The organism is Aneurinibacillus sp. UBA3580 (genome assembly GCF_002375825.1).
In the GTDB taxonomy this organism is placed as follows: Bacteria; Bacillota; Bacilli; order Aneurinibacillales; family Aneurinibacillaceae; genus Aneurinibacillus; species Aneurinibacillus danicus.
In genome coordinates this window covers 17,173-33,902 of the sequence record NZ_DFMZ01000041.1, presented here as the reverse complement: position 1 = coordinate 33,902, position 16,730 = coordinate 17,173, and the positions used below count along the sequence as shown (strand labels likewise).

17 protein-coding genes and 1 pseudogene are annotated in these 16,730 nt (G+C 49.2%); 4 read left to right on the top strand and 14 right to left on the bottom strand.

Annotation, left to right across the window (positions count from 1 at the left end; all coding sequences use genetic code 11):
- The 7 genes from B2899_RS06395 to B2899_RS06365 all read right to left on the bottom strand — a co-directional run.
- On the bottom strand, window positions 1-2,306 hold a 2,306-nt coding region (locus B2899_RS06395), incomplete at its 3' end, for a PBP1A family penicillin-binding protein (protein ID WP_286884550.1).
- Between the two features lie 159 nt (window positions 2,307-2,465).
- Window positions 2,466-2,672, bottom strand: a complete 207-nt coding sequence (locus B2899_RS06390; protein ID WP_246147316.1) for a YqgQ family protein — start codon at window positions 2,670-2,672, stop codon at window positions 2,466-2,468.
- A gap of 11 nt (window positions 2,673-2,683) precedes the next feature.
- Window positions 2,684-3,115, bottom strand: a complete 432-nt coding sequence (queF, locus tag B2899_RS06385; protein WP_246147317.1) for a preQ(1) synthase — start codon at window positions 3,113-3,115, stop codon at window positions 2,684-2,686.
- Window positions 3,116-3,119: 4 nt separating this feature from the next.
- Window positions 3,120-3,809 carry a 7-cyano-7-deazaguanine synthase QueC gene (queC, locus tag B2899_RS06380; RefSeq protein ID WP_286884561.1) on the bottom strand — a complete coding sequence of 230 codons (690 nt, stop codon included), beginning with the start codon at window positions 3,807-3,809 and terminating at the stop codon, window positions 3,120-3,122.
- A 25-nt stretch (window positions 3,810-3,834) separates the two neighbouring features.
- Complete coding sequence (locus B2899_RS06375) at window positions 3,835-4,560, bottom strand: 7-carboxy-7-deazaguanine synthase QueE (protein WP_146810197.1); 726 nt, start codon at window positions 4,558-4,560, stop codon at window positions 3,835-3,837.
- The gene (gene queD, locus B2899_RS06370) at window positions 4,553-5,032 is read right to left on the bottom strand and encodes a 6-carboxytetrahydropterin synthase QueD (protein ID WP_146810198.1); all 480 of its coding nucleotides are present in this window, start codon (window positions 5,030-5,032) and stop codon (window positions 4,553-4,555) included. The genes B2899_RS06375 and queD overlap by 8 nt, the downstream gene beginning before the upstream one ends.
- Window positions 5,033-5,232: 200 nt before the next feature.
- A complete protein-coding gene (locus B2899_RS06365) occupies window positions 5,233-6,039 on the bottom strand; it encodes an inositol monophosphatase family protein (protein WP_246147318.1) in 807 nt (268 codons plus the stop codon).
- 175 nt (window positions 6,040-6,214) lie between these two features.
- Here B2899_RS06365 and B2899_RS06360 point away from each other — a divergent pair, with 175 nt between their 5' ends.
- Together B2899_RS06360 and B2899_RS06355 are read left to right on the top strand one after the other, a co-directional pair.
- Window positions 6,215-6,919 (top strand): class I SAM-dependent methyltransferase, encoded by a 705-nt coding sequence (locus tag B2899_RS06360; protein WP_286884545.1) that lies wholly within the window; start codon window positions 6,215-6,217, stop codon window positions 6,917-6,919.
- A 127-nt stretch (window positions 6,920-7,046) separates the two neighbouring features.
- A complete protein-coding gene (locus tag B2899_RS06355) occupies window positions 7,047-7,562 on the top strand; it encodes a hypothetical protein (RefSeq protein ID WP_146810200.1) in 516 nt (171 codons plus the stop codon).
- Window positions 7,563-7,817: 255 nt separating this feature from the next.
- On the opposite strand, the gene B2899_RS06350 is transcribed toward B2899_RS06355, so the two are convergent.
- The 4 genes and pseudogenes from B2899_RS06350 to B2899_RS06340 all read right to left on the bottom strand — a co-directional run bounded on the left by B2899_RS06350 (window position 7,818) and on the right by B2899_RS06340 (window position 9,953).
- Window positions 7,818-8,198 carry a beta-eliminating lyase-related protein gene (locus B2899_RS06350; protein WP_414631754.1) on the bottom strand — a complete coding sequence of 127 codons (381 nt, stop codon included), beginning with the start codon at window positions 8,196-8,198 and terminating at the stop codon, window positions 7,818-7,820.
- Window positions 8,172-8,309, bottom strand: a pseudogene (locus B2899_RS18400) (beta-eliminating lyase-related protein); the annotation flags it as partial. The pseudogene B2899_RS18400 and the gene B2899_RS06350, both read right to left, overlap by 27 nt.
- A complete protein-coding gene (locus B2899_RS06345; RefSeq protein WP_286884543.1) occupies window positions 8,306-9,112 on the bottom strand; it encodes a hypothetical protein in 807 nt (268 codons plus the stop codon). The pseudogene B2899_RS18400 and the gene B2899_RS06345, both read right to left, overlap by 4 nt.
- Window positions 9,113-9,269: 157 nt before the next feature.
- Window positions 9,270-9,953: a TerC family protein gene (locus B2899_RS06340; protein WP_146810203.1), complete on the bottom strand. Its 684-nt coding sequence runs from the start codon at window positions 9,951-9,953 to the stop codon at window positions 9,270-9,272.
- A gap of 363 nt (window positions 9,954-10,316) precedes the next feature.
- On the opposite strand from B2899_RS06340, the gene B2899_RS06335 reads away from it, so the two are divergent.
- Entirely contained in the window at window positions 10,317-11,906 is a 1,590-nt protein-coding gene (locus B2899_RS06335) for a M2 family metallopeptidase (protein WP_146810204.1), read from the top strand.
- Window positions 11,907-12,163: 257 nt separating this feature from the next.
- On the opposite strand, the gene B2899_RS06330 is transcribed toward B2899_RS06335, so the two are convergent.
- Both B2899_RS06330 and B2899_RS06325 read right to left on the bottom strand, forming a co-directional pair.
- Window positions 12,164-13,267 carry an MFS transporter gene (locus tag B2899_RS06330; protein WP_414631753.1) on the bottom strand — a complete coding sequence of 368 codons (1,104 nt, stop codon included), beginning with the start codon at window positions 13,265-13,267 and terminating at the stop codon, window positions 12,164-12,166.
- A gap of 131 nt (window positions 13,268-13,398) precedes the next feature.
- Complete coding sequence (locus B2899_RS06325; protein ID WP_146810206.1) at window positions 13,399-14,583, bottom strand: SAM-dependent methyltransferase; 1,185 nt, start codon at window positions 14,581-14,583, stop codon at window positions 13,399-13,401.
- Between the two features lie 203 nt (window positions 14,584-14,786).
- On the opposite strand from B2899_RS06325, the gene B2899_RS06320 reads away from it, so the two are divergent.
- Window positions 14,787-15,323 (top strand): PadR family transcriptional regulator, encoded by a 537-nt coding sequence (locus B2899_RS06320; RefSeq protein ID WP_286884539.1) that lies wholly within the window; start codon window positions 14,787-14,789, stop codon window positions 15,321-15,323.
- A gap of 39 nt (window positions 15,324-15,362) precedes the next feature.
- On the opposite strand, the gene B2899_RS06315 is transcribed toward B2899_RS06320, so the two are convergent.
- Window positions 15,363-16,724: a DEAD/DEAH box helicase gene (locus B2899_RS06315; RefSeq protein WP_246147319.1), complete on the bottom strand. Its 1,362-nt coding sequence runs from the start codon at window positions 16,722-16,724 to the stop codon at window positions 15,363-15,365.
- Window positions 16,725-16,730: the final 6 nt, after the last annotated feature.

Sequence of the window (16,730 nt, the reverse complement as noted above, 5' to 3'; positions counted from 1 at the left end):
GGATCCACCGGCTGATTCGGATTATTCGGATCTACCGGGCTCGGATTTGTAGGACCCATCGGCTGATTCGGGTTGTTCGGATCGGTTGTATCCGGCTGCGGCTCCGGCATCGTTATGGTCGCCATATTGGACATGTTTCCTTCCTCGCCGGTTTCCGCATTGTACGGCACGACCACATACGTGTACATCTTGCTCGGATCGAACGCATCCGTATATCCAGATGATCCGGTCTCGGCAATCAGCTCTTTTTCGGCCGGCGAACCAAGGAAACGGTACAGACGATATTTAATTCGATTATCGCTGCTGCCGCCCCAGTTAATCTTTACGTTCTGACCGGTCTCATCCACGGTCGCGGTCAAATCGTTGATGGACGGAAGCGATACAGGTGGCTCTACCGGTTTAACGCCTTCCGGACGTTTGAAGTCCTTGCGTTCCTTGCCTTCCATTGCTTTGCGCATAATGCGGCTGAACAGCTCTGCCGGTGCGCCGCCCCCGGTTGTACGCAGATAATGCTCATCATCTGTTTTGTCGAAGCCCATATAAATCGCTCCGACATAGTCCGGCGTATAGCCAACAAACCAGGCAGTGCGATTTCCGCCGGAGACATTATCGCTATCGTACTGCTGTGTACCGGTCTTACCGGCAAGCGGATAACCGAAGCGGGCATTTTTACCCGTTCCTTCCTTGACAACATTCTCCAGCATTTCAGTCATATAATAAGCAGTTTGCGCACTGACAACCTCCGTCTCCTCTTTCTTCTCTTCCACAATAACGGTACCGTCACTTGCGGTTATGCTTTTAATGACATGGGCTTTATTCATTTTGCCTTCATTGGCGAATGCCGTGTATGCCTGCGCCATTTGGATAGGTGAAGCACCCTTCTTCATACCGCCTAGTGCAATGGACAGATTGTTTTCATCCCCGGGCGCTAATGGGATGCCAAACTTCTTCAGGTAACTAACCCCTGTAGATAGGCCAATTTCATTCAGCGTCCACACAGCAGCCGCATTGCGGGAATCCACCAGCGCCTTATTCATGGTAATGCTTCCCGCATAGCCTTCATTTCCGTAGTTTCTTGGCGTCCAATTGCCGTATGATCTCTTTTCATCTTTTACTATAGAGTACGGAGTCCAGCCCTTCTCCAGTGCCGGAGCGTAATCTACAAGCGGCTTAATGGTCGAGCCCGTAGGATGAGGCACTTTGGCCCGGTTCCAGTTGCCTGTCTCGTAGCCGCGTCCACCTACCATGGCAGTAATGCCTCCAGTTTTCGTTTCCATAATAACCATGGCGGATTGTACTTTATCTCTCGGTCCGTCTTTCGGGAAGTTGCGGTCTCTTTCATATTCCTCGAACATAGCTTTCTGGGCATTGCGGTCCAGATACGTATGGATCTGGTATCCACCCTGGTACAACTGGTCACCCGTAACGCCAAGCATATCTTCCGCCTCTTCGACCAGATAGTCAACGTATGCCTGGTAGGCCTTGTTCGTACCCTTCTTCGGCCTCTCAATCGTTTTCAATTTTTCTTTCTTGGCCTTCTCCATCTGTTCCTGCGTAATGTACCCATTCTTCTGCATTAATGACAATACAAGGTTGCGTCGTTTGAGCGCGTTCTCCGGATTCTTGCGCGGCGAATACGTATTCGGCGCTTTCGGCAAAGCGGCCAACGTCGCTCCTTCCGCGATGGATAATTCCGAGACATCTTTGCCAAAATAGTACTTGGAGGCCGTCTGCACACCAAACACGCCTTCACCCGCATAGAAAACGTTCAGGTACATCTCAAGAATTTGCGGCTTTGAATACCTGCGTTCTAAATTCAGCGCAATCATAATTTCCTTCGTTTTACGCATGAAGGTTTTGTCACGGGACAAGAAAACATTGCGCGCCAACTGCTGGGTAATCGTACTTGCCCCTTCGGCTTTGCTACCGCTCACAATGTCTTTAATAATCGCACGGCCAATCCCGATCGGGTCAATGCCGTTGTGGTCATAGAAGCGATTGTCCTCGGTAGCGATGAATGCGTCTACAACGTGCTTGGGTATTTTATCAAATGTTACTTTCTCTCTGTTTTCCGCTGCGGACAGCTTGGCAATCGGGTTGCCATCCGCTGCATATACAGTTGATGTTTCCATCAGATCCAGCTTTTTCTCATCAATCATCTGGTTTCCGGCCACATACAGCGCCGAACATCCCCCGATGCTCAACAGAAAGAAAAGTGCAGTCATCAGAAGAACGATGCCCCAGGGACCCCGTTTCCAGAACGACTTTCTCTTCTTTGCTGGTTTTCTCGCCTGTCGTTTTTCCATGTTTCGTTTAACCCCCTAAAATGTGCAGAAGGATAACAACACTACATAATAATACACATATTCATACAGAGCAAAACCGCAAAAAGTTGCAAAAATTCGCCTACTTTCCTCCTGTTTGTCAAAATGAAAAAAGAGCCGTTGCGCAGGCTCTTTTTCTCTTTATTGGTCTTGATAGTTCCGTTTCGCCTGTTGTAGGATCGTCATTGCGGCACGGAATTCCGCGATATCGATCATCTTCTCCTGGTACAACTCACGCAGTTCCTCTTCCCACATCTCATAATCGGCTAGCCTGTCGCCCATATAGATGACAATGCCGAACCGGCGAAGCAACGCTTTCACATCAAGAATGGTTTTCATTTCATCCATCGAATGGATCGCTACCCTTCATATCCTTCCTTACGGTATTCTACAACAACTTCCGTTCCGAGTCCACCGCGGGCATTCCACGTCGCTTCTACGCGCATGTAAAGCGGATCGGCCACCCGCACGAGATCTTCCAGAATTTTGTTGGTCGCATGCTCCTGGTAAATACCAACATTCCTGTAAGAAGTAAGGTAAAATTTCAAAGATTTCATCTCGATTAATTTTTCGTTCGGGACAAAAATAATCCGAATGTCAGCAAAGTCCGGCAGCCCTGACCACGGGCATACCGAAGTAAATTCGCTCGTCGGAATCGTTACTTCTGTTTTCTTGCCTACATATTCGTACGGAATGGTTTCGAGGATATCTTCCATAATGGCGGAACGGTCCTGAATATCAAAACGGATTTTATTGTATTTGTCGTAATTGTGCTCTGTTTGACTCATCATTCATTCATCCTTTCTTATAGAGAATAGGGTCTTTGGCTCCGGCTTCTTCAAACCCTTTCAGCCGCAGACGGCAGCTGTCACACTCGCCACACGCTTCGCTGCCCCCTTGATAGCAGGACGTACTAAGTTCATACGGCACACCAAGCTTGAGTCCCCATTCAATCGTTTCCTTCTTCGATAAGTGCGCGAGCGGTGCCTCGATACGAATGCCTGCACCGGTAACGCCCGCTTTTGTGGCCAGTCCGACCGTCTCGTTCATCGAGCGGATGAACTCCGGACGACAATCAGGGTAGCCGCTGTAATCCACGGCGCTGACACCGATGTAGATTACTTCCGCTCCTATTGTTTCTGCATAGGCTGCAGCAAGCGAGAGAAAAATCAGATTACGCGCCGGAACATACGTGGGTGGAATATCTTCGCTCTCTTCGCCATTCTTCTGTCCGACCGGCACATCAATTCTCTCATCTGTCAACGCGCTGCCTCCAATTTGTTTAAGAAAATCCAAATCGACAATCCGATGGTTCGGCACGTTATAGAAAGCGGCAATCTTTTTCGCCTGCTCGACTTCCCGACTATGGCGCTGCCCGTAATGAAACGTAAGCGGATACGTCTCAAATCCCGCCGCTTGGGCAATGCCCATACAGGTCGTACTATCCAAACCGCCGCTCAACACGACGACCGCTTTTTTCGGCATCATCCTTCCCTCCTCAACTATATATCTAAACCCCTCTTGTCTCCGGGTCCCAAATGACTTTATGGATCTGTATATTCAGCCGGGCCCTGCCTTCCTGGGGCCGATAGCGAAGCAGAAGCTGTACAAGTTCCGCAGGTGGCATCGTCTCCCATACCGGGCTGAACAGCGCAGTGGCACGAGTCGGATAACGTTCCAATATATCCAATGCATGGAAAAAATCAGCTTCATCCCCAACCACAAACTTGACTTCATCCTGCGCCCCTAAAAGCGAGAAATTCGGCAGATGCATCCTCGCCGTCTCCCCGCTGATAGGCAGCTTATAGTCCATCACAAACCGTACTTTGTCGGATGCGGCCTCGTCTTTTTCGCGTAGCGCGACAAATGGAAACAAATCCACGGCTCCGTTTGTTTCGATATGGATGTCCCATACTGAGGACAGGTGCGCCAGATGATACACAAGCGCAAGCGATTTATCGCCATGCATTAACGGCTCGCCACCGGTCAGGCAAACGACGCCGTGGCCGTAAGACTCCACCCGCCTACTGATCTCATCAATGGTAGCGGTAAATTCCGGCTTCTCCGGCGCGTAGCTGTATGGCGTATCGCACCATGTGCAGCGAAGATTGCAGTTGAACACGCGCACAAACGTAGTCGGGTACCCGGTCATTTTCCCTTCGCCTTCCACCGTCTCGAACAGCTCTACCATTGGAAGCTTCCACTCTTTGTTGTAAAGCTCGGTGATACTACTCATCGCTCTCCATCCATTCCCGCTTTAGTGTCGCATAGCTGGTCGGGGTTTCATAGAGGACGAGCTCTTCAAGCCGTGTACCACGCTCTCGAAAGCCCCGGCGGACAATCTCCTGGTCCAGTTGCTCCCATATCCAAACAATCATATTCTCCGCCGTTGTGTTCATCGGCGGCAGTACTTCGTTCAAATACTTATGGTCAAGCTGCGCTTTGATGGTATCTTCATACATTTGCTTGATCTCTCCAAAGTCCACGCAGATGCCAATGTCATCGACAAAACCGCTCACGGTAATCACCAGTTTATAGGTGTGTCCATGCAAGCTCTTGCACTTGCCTTCATATAGGTGAAGGTGGTGTGCGGAGTCAAACGTAAACTCCTTGGTCAGCGCCACGCGACGGCTGTGGTAGCGAAGCTGCTCCGGCTGAATGTCTTCGTGTATACGCTGCACTTTACGTGGAATTTCAAATCCGGACATAATGTTCCCTCCTATACTCTGGTTGCAGGCGAACCCCGGAAAAGGAAAAGGGCGCCCAAAGCGGCGCCCCGTGCTCTGTCTCCATCTACAAGTAAAAACAAAAACCCCCTGCACCAGGGGATAAAATAGACAATACTCCGGTGGTGTTTTTAACGTTGGTTTCGCCACATAACAACGATTTATTCAATTGTACCTAGGTATTATAACGGACGTTCCATCAAAAATTCAAGCAGAAAATTATACAGATTCGGATTGGCCGCCAGGATGCTGCTTCGCTCGGCAAACGGAAGATCAGTACCGTCCAGCGCACTGATCATACACCCCGCTTCTTCGACCAGCAGCCGGCCCGCACCGTAATCCCACGGATTTAAGTTCAAACTGATATAAGCATCCAGCCGCCCCGCCGCTACATAGGCAAGCTCAAGCGCCGCTACCCCATAAACCCGGATGCCGCGCGAACGATGCGCCAGATGCTGCATTTTCTCCGAGAGACCGCTTTTCATTGCCCGACGGTTCCAGAACAGGCTTGTGGACAAAAGCGCTTCTTTCATTTCTTTGTTGCGCTTTACCTGAAGCGGTTCATCGTTAAGGAAGGCACCGCCGCCGCGCTCCGCGTAAAACATCTCTTCCCGGGTAGGATCGTAAACCACTCCTACTTCGCATACGCCTTTGTGATAGACGGCAATCGATATACAGTAATTCTGTTGCTGGTGAACGAAATTGGTCGTCCCGTCAATCGGATCTACCATCCAAACCGTATCAAACTCGTCCGGTTTGCATGCAATTAATCCTTCTTCCCCCAAAATGCCGTGGTCAGGATATGCTTTCATAATCTTATCTATTACCAATTGTTCTACAGCCCGGTCGACGGAGGTGACCAGGTCAGACGCAGAAGATTTATACATCACTTCCAGGGGATGGGCCAGCATTTCCTCAATCAGCTTGCCCGCACCGAGCGCACATTGCTTGGCCAGCATTCCCCATTCCTTGATTTCTGGATTCCGCACGATTCTCGCCTCTCACTTGGTTTCATATTCTTCTTTCTTAACTTTACCCCATTTGTCCAACCGGTATAAAGAAAATTTTTCTCAACAGACTTTTTCTATACTTTATTATGTTTTTCTCGCTTTTTTTAGCCAGTTGTGCTACTTTTCTGCTAAAGGAGACAAGGGGGAGAATAGAATGGGTTTTAACTGGCATGCAGCATGCGAGACGCATTGGAACAAAATGTCGGCCCACTGGCAGGCAAACAGCGAGGAAATGTGGGAGACAGGCAGCCGGAAGACGATACTGCCTGTGCTGACCCGATACATCCAGCCTGATAAAGGCCGGGTACTGGATGCGGGCTGCGGCGACGGATACGGCAGCGCAAAACTGGCGGAGCTGGGCTTTCAGGTAACAGGGCTGGACATTTCCGAAGAAATGATTAAAAAAGCGGAGACAAGAATAAAGCCCGGACTTGCCCTTTCCTTCGTAAAGGCGGACTTGCGTAAGCTTCCGTTTCCGGAGCATTCCTTCCAGGCAATTATGGCAATCAATGTACTGGAATGGACCGATGACCCTCGCGAGATGCTTACAGAGCTCAAGCGGTATCTGCAGCCCGGCGGTTTGCTTGCGCTCGGCATTCTGGGACCGACCGCCGCACCGCGCGAGCACGGCTACCGGCGCCTGTACGGGGAAGATGTTGTCATCAATACAATGATGCCGTGGGAATGCGGACGATTGCTTACGGAAAACGGATATGAAATCGTGCACCAGGAAGGCGTCTATAAGCGCGGGGTCACTCTTGAAATGACGGAGGCACTCTCCTTGGAACTCTGTCAGGCACTAAGCTTTCTCTGGATGTTTTATGCGCGCCCAGTTAATGCCCGCCAAACTACAAAATAAGCAAAAATTTATTCTCTCGTATTGCGCGGGAGAATTTTTTTTGCCTGAAAGCAACTTATCTACTCTCTAACCGTCTAACTCTATAACAGAATCTGTGAACTTTATGAAAGAAAGGAACATGCACACAATGAGGTGGCAACGTACTATCGCTGCGCTGCTTATGGGAGCGGGAATGCTTGTGGCCGGGACAGGCTGTTCCTCGGTGGACACCCGTTCTCCCTCTGCCCAGACAGCCGAAGTGAAAAGTTGGATTACCCAACAGATGAAAGTCAAACAAGCGTCGATTCATGAATGGGAGAAAGCGGCTGGCCGCGCCAACACAACGCCCGCCGATCATGCGATTGCTCGTCTTGCGATAAATATTCTCTCAAAAAATGTGGCTTCTCTTATCGCAGAAAACGGCAGCAACAAACCCGCACTCCTGGCTAGCGTCATGAAGGAAGAGAAACAACAAGAGCAGACGGACCTGCCGTCGCTCGCTTCGCTTACGCTGGAAGAAAAAAGCCAGTTGGACGGCGGCAAGACGATGTATCGTCTGGAAGGCAAAGTTTTTACCTCCGTCCCTGACAAACTCTACCCTGTCACTATTACCGTCCGTGTCAACAAACAAGGCGAAATCGAGTATTTCGAGATTAATAAATAAGAAAAACTCGCGGTCGTTGCCGCTCGTCCTTTTTCCACATGGAAGATAAACGGCCGCTTTGTGACCCTTCGGTCGGACCGGCAAAACATCTAGGCATCTCGATGAGGGAGACAATTGCCGGTCTTTCCCTCCCTTAAGGGCCACACGCTCCACACGGAAAAAGCAACGGTCGGCATACGCCTCGCGAGTTTTTTCACGCTTATAAAATGAAAAGAAAGAAAACCAGGCGCATCGCACGCCTGGTTTTCGTTTAGTCTATTTTGCCAATTGCCCATGCAATAGACTCAAAATACGCTCGCCCGCTTCTTCGATATCCTCATCGGTGATGTGACGGTGGGTGACGAAGCGGATGATGCCTTCACCGAACGGAGACGCTTTGATTCCCGCTTCGGCGAGCCGCTGCTGAAATTCGGCTGCATTCAGTCCGGTTTCCGCTATATCGCACAACACAATATTTGTCTCTATCGTATCTATATCCACATACAACCCGGGAACTTCGTGCAAACGCTCAGCCAGCCTGCGTGCCCGGGCATGATCTTCATGCAGACGCTGACTCATTACCTCAAGCGCGTATAATCCAGGTGCCGCCAATACCCCTGCCTGCCGCAGCGCCGCCTTCTCTTCCAGGCGGCGCACGGTCGGATCTTCGCCATATACATCGTCGCCCACTTCAGCTTCATACATCAGTTTGCGCATCTCTTCGGTCGGTTTGGTCAGCGTATCGCTGCGAAAGTCAATGATGTTCATTCTTCACCTCTCCTTTTGCTCCTCAACGGCAGTTCTTCGGAACGCGTTCGGCTTGGACTATAGTTCGGATGCTCTTCAATAATCCGGCGCATATTCGTAAGCCACGCGCTTATGCCTGCAATCCTGTCTAAATCTTTATTAGTGAAGATGGTACGCTGGAAATAAGGCTGTAATTCGTACATCCGCTCTTCTAAGTTGCGGTCAAATCCGTTCCACTTCATCATCTGCCGCACTTCTTCGTTGTTTTCCATTACGTCACAAATCCAATAGTATTGTGACTGATTATCACGGATCATCTCATACGCCCTGCGCTGGTCGCTCGCATATCGCTCTTCCAGCACCCACTGCCTCTCCCGCTTGCTGTATGCAAAATAGGCAAGGAAATGGATTACCGTCGCAAGAAACAGTGCCAGCGTAAATACAAAGCCCATATAATACATCCAATCCGGCAGATACATCGAACTCAAAAGACCGATGCTCAAATGATAGCATAACGAGACGACCCAGCAGCCGATAATGATTGGATTGGGGCGGGTTAATCTAACTTCCTCCTTCTGTACAGGGCGCGTGGAGATGGTGGTGAACGCCTGCAGGTAAGCATCAAGGAAAATGACACTCAAAAAAAACAGCCCCGCCTCCAGACCGATCCTCTTCGTATAATCGGCCGGTACTTTAACAAAATAAATAAGGAGATAAAAAATGACTATGTACAGAAGCGAAAACGCCGTCCATACCAGAGCACGTCCGCCTTTCTGCTTCTCTCTGCGCTGGCGGTACTTATCCACACGGGAAAGGGGTTCCAAGTTGCATCACCATCTTTCTCTGTCTTTCTGGTACATTCATGCTTTTTCCTTCAGTATAAGCCTTCAGCCTATTTCTTGCATACAACATTTGACCCCCTGGTCTAAAGGACGAAAAGTGTAATTTTCCGGTCCCCCGATACAGAAGAACAGCCTCTACTTACGCAGAGGCTGCCGTTGTCGATTGTCTGTCTTTTTTCATTTTACCACTGATAAGAACGCCTGCAACTATAACGACAATGACAATCCATTTAATAACCGGATTTTCCGCAAAGAACGGAACGATGAATTTCTCGGTCACCATCATTTTGGCGGCAGTATAAGCAAGTACCCCTGCTCCAACATAGATAAGCTTCGGGAAACGATCCATCAGCTTGATAATAACCTGACTGCCCCAGACAACAAGCGGAATGCTGATTAACAGTCCAAGCACAACCATACCGGTATGCCCTTGAGCGGCGCCCGCTACCGCTAACACGTTGTCGAGTCCCATCATCACGTCAGCAACAATGATGGTCCGAATTGCCCCAAACAGTGAAGAACTGCTCTCTATATTCTCCTCTTCCTCTTCGCCAATCAGCAGCTTATATGCAATCCAGACAAGAATTGCGCCGCCGATAAGATGAAGCCCGGGGATTTTCAAGAGCCAGACAACAAAGATTGTCGCCAGCGCGCGTATCGCAATCGCACCGACCGTTCCCCATATAATGGCTTTCTTCTGCTGTTCTTTTGGCAGATTGCGAGATGCGAGCCCGATTACAATCGCATTGTCACCGGCCAGCACCAGGTCAATAATGATGATGGAAAAAAGCATCGAGAAAAATTGCGCAGATAAAAACTCCACAATGACCATGCCCCCTCATTAAAATCACACTTTAAAACAACGCGACAAAAGTTAAAAACCTCTCTAAAAAACACAAAAAGACCTATGCCGAGAAAAAACGGCACAGGTCTTGCTTCCAACATTTGCATGTTGTCGATAGAGCCGGGGTCCCCGCCGAGGTTCCCGTAATGACGACACTATCGTTCTCAAAGCTACTCCCCTATGGGCTATTTTCTTATATATAAGATATACCGCATCACGTGTGCATGTCAATCAATAAATTAGTCGACTGCACAAAATTAAGCGGAAACAATTGAACCGGCAGTCCGTTTATCATACGATAAAAGGAAGAAGCTATCATCTCACGAAAGAGAGGATTCGATTATGCCATCTGTCGATGCATTTCTCGCTCCGCGTCTCAAACAGGTAGAAAATCTGTCCAAGGCAGCCGCGGAAGCCTACTGGCAGGCCACGACCACTGGAGAAGAGAAGTACGAGAAGCAATATGTAAGATACCGCCAGGATCTGATTCGCCTATTCTCCAGCAAGGACGATTATACACATCTTAAAGAGCTGCTTGCCGATCAAAAACTGCAGCGTGACCTATTGTTGTACCGCCAGCTTGTGCTACTCGAGCACGAATATATTCCGAATCAACCAGATGCCATACTGCTCTCTGACATCGTACATAAAGAAAGTGAGATTGAAAGTGAATTCACCCGCTTCCGTGCCTCGTTCGACGATAGAATCGTATCGGATAATGAGATCCAAGATATTCTTCAGAACGCAACCGACTCTACGCTTCGCCGCAAAGCGTGGGAAGCAAGCAAGCAAATCGGAAACCAGGTGGCCGAGCGTGTAATTGAACTTGTGAAACTGCGCAACCGTGCGGCACAGGAAGCCGGATTCAAAAACTACTATGCCATGTCATTAAAGCTTCAGGAGCTGGACGGACGGAATCTGTTCTCCATTCTTGCTGCACTGGAAGAGAAAACGACGGAGCCGTTCCGGCGCGTAAAACAGAAGTTGGACGAAGAACTGGCGCGCAAATTCGGTATTTCCACGGATGAGATCATGCCGTGGCATTACGCAGATCCTTTCTTTCAGGAGGCTCCCCCGCTTGAGAGCGCCCAGCTGGATCCGTATTTTAAAGGCAAGAACATTGTCGAAATTACAAAGCGCTTTTTTGCGGACATCGGACTTGAAGTGGACGACATTCTAGAGCGCAGCGATCTGTTTGAACGTCCGAACAAAAATCAGCACGCATACTGCATCGATATCGATCACAGCGGAGACATTCGCGTGCTGGCCAATATTCGCGACAACGAGTGGTGGATGAGCACTATGCTGCACGAACTCGGACACGGCGTGTATGATAAATACATCGACCGGACGCTTCCGTATCTGCTGCGTACGCCTGCGCATACGCTTACCACGGAAGCCATCGCCATGTTCATGGGACGCCTGACCAAAAATCCGGAGTGGCTAACACTGTATGCGGACGTTCCGGAGCAGGAGACGAAGGCACTGAAACCTGCACTTGAAGAATACCTCAGTATGAGCATGCTTATCTTCGTGCGCTGGGGCCTGGTGATGGTGCATTTCGAACACGAGATGTATCATGATCCGGATCAAGATTTGAATGCGCTCTGGTGGTCATTGGTCGAGCGCTTTCAACTGGTAAAAAAACCAGAGGGCCGAAACGAGCCGGACTGGGCCGCAAAAATTCATATTGGAACCGCCCCGGTATACTACCAGAATTACATTTTGGGCGAGCTGATGGCCTCTCAGCTGCACTTCATGATACTGGACGAGCTCAGAGGCGATTCCTATCTGAAAAAGAAAAGCACCGGCTCCTATTTAATCCGGCGCATCTTCCATTCCGGTGCCCAGGTTCCCTGGTATGAGCTGTTGAAAAACGCCGGCGGAGAAGGATTGAATCCCGATTACTTCGTGAAGCAATTCGTGCGCTAGTTATAAAATAAAGAAGGTACAAAAACTTGTCCGATTCTTTTTCCCGAAGATGCATAGCCTGTCCGCTCCTTCATGCAGGTCCGAGCCGGTCGGCAAAACACCTGGGCAGAACAGAGATGGAGACAGTTGCCGCTCTCCTTCGGTCTTGGACCGACAGGTCGCTGGGCGAGGAAAAAGAAAGGACTCCGTTTTTGTACCTTCTGTACTTTTATATCCTTTTATAACAAATAATTACTGGCTTATCTCTGTATTCGTTCTTATTGAGCAGAGATATAAGATTCTCTTTGATGTTCCCTTATGGGCAGTATCATAAGCAAGAAGCCGATGAGCACGATAACGGCCGAGATACCAAAAGGCGCCTGCGGGAAAAACATATGCCCGAAGATACCGGACAAGATTGGGGCAGAACCCGCACCCAGCCAGCGTACGAAGTTGTATACGCCTGATGTCACACCCCGCTCGTACGGTGAGGACTCCATTACATGCGTAGTAAACAGCGCATTATTCAATCCGGAAATTAAACCGGAAATGATAACAAGCACGATTTGTACCCACATAATTTTTATGAAGAACAACAAAAACAGGAATGCGCTGAAAAGTAGCAGGCTATAGCGCAAAAGATTCTTCAGTTTATATTTTTGCTCCAATCTATGCGATAAAATAGCCGAACCGTAAGCAAGGCACAACCCCCAGCCAAAGAAGACCAATCCGAGCTGGATGGGCGATAGCTCCAGCACGAGCGGAGAATAAGCCAATACGGTGAAAAAGCCATAATTGTACAGCATGCCCGCTAACGCCCCTTGAATAAAAGGAAGATACGAGAACAGGTGGCCCATCTCTCTAATACCGGCCGTCTTCCGTTTCTGTTTACTCGGCGGAGCTTTAACAAAAAAACTCACCAATATGAATGCAACAAAAATTAGCAATCCGGTTGCAATAAAGGGATAACGCCAGGTATATCCACCGAGAATTCCGCCGACAAGCGGACCGCCGGCCATGCCAAGACCGATAGCTGCTTCGTACAACCCAACTGCAGCGCCGACTTCACTCGACAAAGCGATCAGCAGCGTCATGGCAGTGGCAAAGAAAAATGAATTACCGAGCCCCCAACCCGCTCTGTAAATCGAGAGTTCTGCAATCGTATCGGAAAATCCGCAAAGCAGCGCAAAAATTGTAACGATAACCAGCCCTGTGACCATCATCGGTTTGTCGCCGAACTTGCCGGCCAACAGACCGGCGGGAAGCATCATGATCGCCATCATAAAAATATAAGAGGAAAACAGCATCTCTACCTGCCAATGACTTGCGCCGATTTGTTCGGCTATTGAAGGCAAGATGGGGTCTACAACCCCGATTCCCATAAACGCAAGAAATGTGGCAAACACCGTAATGATTCTTGCGTTTCGTTTTTTACTCTCGGTTAATTCCAAGTCTCCCTCCTCCTTTCTTACCTCGATATTTTCATCCAGTCGCCTGTGACGAGACCTGCCTGTTACTTCTGTTCTTCCGAAGCCGAAGCATACAGATAGTCCCTCGTAAGCGGCAGTTGATTATTAATACCTTTTGAGAAAAGCATCTGATGAATAGAAAGCCCGCCGATTCTAAAGAAAGCGGCACTGGACCGCAGATACAGACGCCACATGCGGACAAATTTCTCATCGTACATCTCGCGGACTTTAGCCTCATGTTGATCGAAACGTTCCGCCCATCGATCGAGTGTCATCGCATAATGCATCCGCAAGTTTTCCACATCCATCGTATGGAAATCATACTCGGGCAGCAGGTGAATGACCTCGCGCAGCGAAGGAATGTACCCGCCGGGAAAAATGTATTTTAAAATCCACGGATCGCCCGGCTCTTCCTTCATATGCGTAATCGTATGAAGCAGCATCAACCCTCCTTCTTTCAATAGCGCCTGCACCGATTTCATAAATTCAGGATAATGATCCTGTCCGACATGTTCAAACATGCCGACGCTGGCAATTTTATCGAAGGTACGTCCTGTTTTCGCAAGATCGCGATAGTCCATCAGTTCAACATCCACCTGACCGGACAACCCCAGCTCTGCAATCCGCTCGCGCGTTTTTTTGAACTGCTCTTCACTTAATGTAATGCCTGTCGCTTTAACTCCATACTGCTGGGCGGCGCGAATGATGAGCCATCCCCACCCGCTTCCGATGTCAAGCAGCGTTTCCCCTTTCTTTAACTGCAGCTTCCGTAAAACATGGTCAATCTTTTGCAGTTGCGCTTGTTCGAGCGTATCTTCCGGCGTCCTGAAATAGGCGCATGAATAGCTCATCGTTTCGTCGAGCCACAATGCATAAAAGTCATTTCCTACATCGTAATGGTGCTGCACGTTCTCCTGCTGCTTACGCATGCTGAGTTTCGACAAGCGGGTAAGCGTTTCAGACCAAATCATGCTTCGGTTCGACGTGGCAGCCCGAATAACGTCTTCGATTGCACCTTCAATCTCGATCGCCCTGTTCATATACGCTTCTCCAAATGCCAGGGACGGCTGTTTCACGAAATTTCCAAAAGGAACCTTCTCATGAAATATAAGCGTAAAGCGCGGCTCGCCTTCTCCGTAATTGTCCGTCGTTCCATCCCAAAATACCACCCGAAAAGGAACCGACGTTATCTTTGAGAAAAATTGCTGGAATAAATACTTCTGCACCATGTATCGCTCCTCATCCGAATGAATTAGTAAACAGTATGAAATGCTGAGATTAGAAATATGCCTGTATTCATAGTTTGTTAAAGTAATTATATATGTAATTTTTTATATATAGAACAGTGTGTTTTAGTATAATGTGCTCTGTTTGCATATGTCAATATTTATATATATAATCTTGCTCATATGAATAATAAGGGAGGAAAAGAATGAATGCTTTAGGCTACGCTCTGCTTGGCATGCTTGTGCGAAAGCCCTGCTCAGGCTACGAATTAACGCAACTGCTGGAAGTATTCTGGCAGGCCAAACACAGCCAAGTGTATCCGCTGCTTATGAAGCTTGAACAAGACGGGCTTGTCACATTTGTTTATGTAAAACAAACCGGGAAACCGGATAAAAAAATCTATTCGATTACCGATAAAGGAAAAACGCTGCTTGCAGAGTGGACCCGCAAATCGCCCGCTCCCCCCGTCATCCGGGATGAATTTCTGGCCAAGGTGTATTCCATCTGGCTAACGGATAAGGATACGGCACAACGCCTTTTTCATGAACGCATGACCGCTTATGAGGAAAAAATTGCATTTCGCAAAGAAGAAATCAAGAAAATGAAAGAAGAATACGGGGATGAAATTGAAAGCATTACTTCCCGTCATTTCGGGCGCTACCTTCTCTTCTGCCGAAAACTGAAACAGGAGGAAGAAGAGATTGCCTGGTGCCGCTGGGTACTCGGCTTACTTGCGAAATAAACAAAACCGGGATGACGTCATTCTGCCATCCCGGTTCGTTTATTTTTTCTTGCGTGTTCTGTATACTTCTTGAATGGCTTTGCGGCGCTCTTTGCGCTGCTGCTTTTCTCTTTCAGCCTGCATTTTTTTCTTGTATCCAGGTTTAATCTTTCTAGGTTTCGCTTTAGCCCGGCCTCCTCCTAACGCAGGTGCCGGCTTTTTCTCCGCACTGCGGTCCTCTGTCCGTGCTTCCTGAATGCCATCGTTCGTATCTCGAACCACCTTGCGGGCCTTACGTTCTTCACGTTTTTTGCCCCCGAGAAACTTCTGCTCGACACCGCCGCTAATGGCGCGCGAGAAACGGGTAAACCACTGTTTCTGACGAGGGGAAATCAGCGAAATGGCTTCTCCTTCCTGCCCGGCCCGGCCGGTTCTGCCTACGCGATGGATATAGCTCTCCAAATCGGACGGCATGTCGTAGTTAAACACATGCGTAATGCCTGCCACGTCCAGGCCGCGCGCCGCAATATCCGTCGCGACGAGATACTGGAATTTGGCTTCGCGGAACCGGTCCATAATCTGTTCCCGCTTCTTCTGGGTTAAATCGCCGTGCAGCGCTTCCGCTTCAATGCCGTTCTCCTGCAAGCTGCGCACCAGCTCGTTGACGCGCTGTTTTGTATTCGCAAAGATCACGGCTAGATACGGACGGGCATCTTTGACCAGTTCCAGCAGCACATCAAGCTTGTCGCTTTGGTTCACTACATAATAAGATTCTTTTGTGTTTTCCGCCGTCATCTGCCGCTTCTCGACCCGGACAATCTGCGGTTGATTCATGAAACGGTGGGCCAGACGACGCACTTCATCCGGAATGGTCGCAGAGAACAGGAGCACTTGTTTTTGCTGCGCTGTTTGGATGAAGACTTCTTCTACTTCTTCGAGAAAGCCCATCTCGAGCATTTTGTCCGCTTCATCGAGCACAAGCATTTTAATCCGTCCGAAATGAAGTGTCTCCCGGCGCAGGTGGTCAAGAATTCGGCCCGGCGTGCCTACCACGATATGCACCTGTCCCGAAAGCTTACTAATCTGGCGTGTAATGTCCTGACCGCCGTGCAGCGAGAGTACGTTAACGCCCAAATGCTTGCCCAACTCGGCTATATCGTCTGTGATCTGCATCGCCAACTCACGGGTCGGCGTCATAATCAGCGCCTGCACGTCTTTTTTATCCAGCTCCAGCATTTGGAGCATCGGAATGACGAAGGCCGCCGTTTTGCCGGTTCCAGTCTGGGCCTGCCCGATGACATCTTTTCCTTCGAGAGCCAGCGGAATGGCCTGCGCTTGAATCGGGGTCGGTTCTTTATAATACAAATCGGCAATCCCCTGCAGAATTTCCGGTTTCAGCTGAAAAGCAGTAAATGAATTCATGATTTC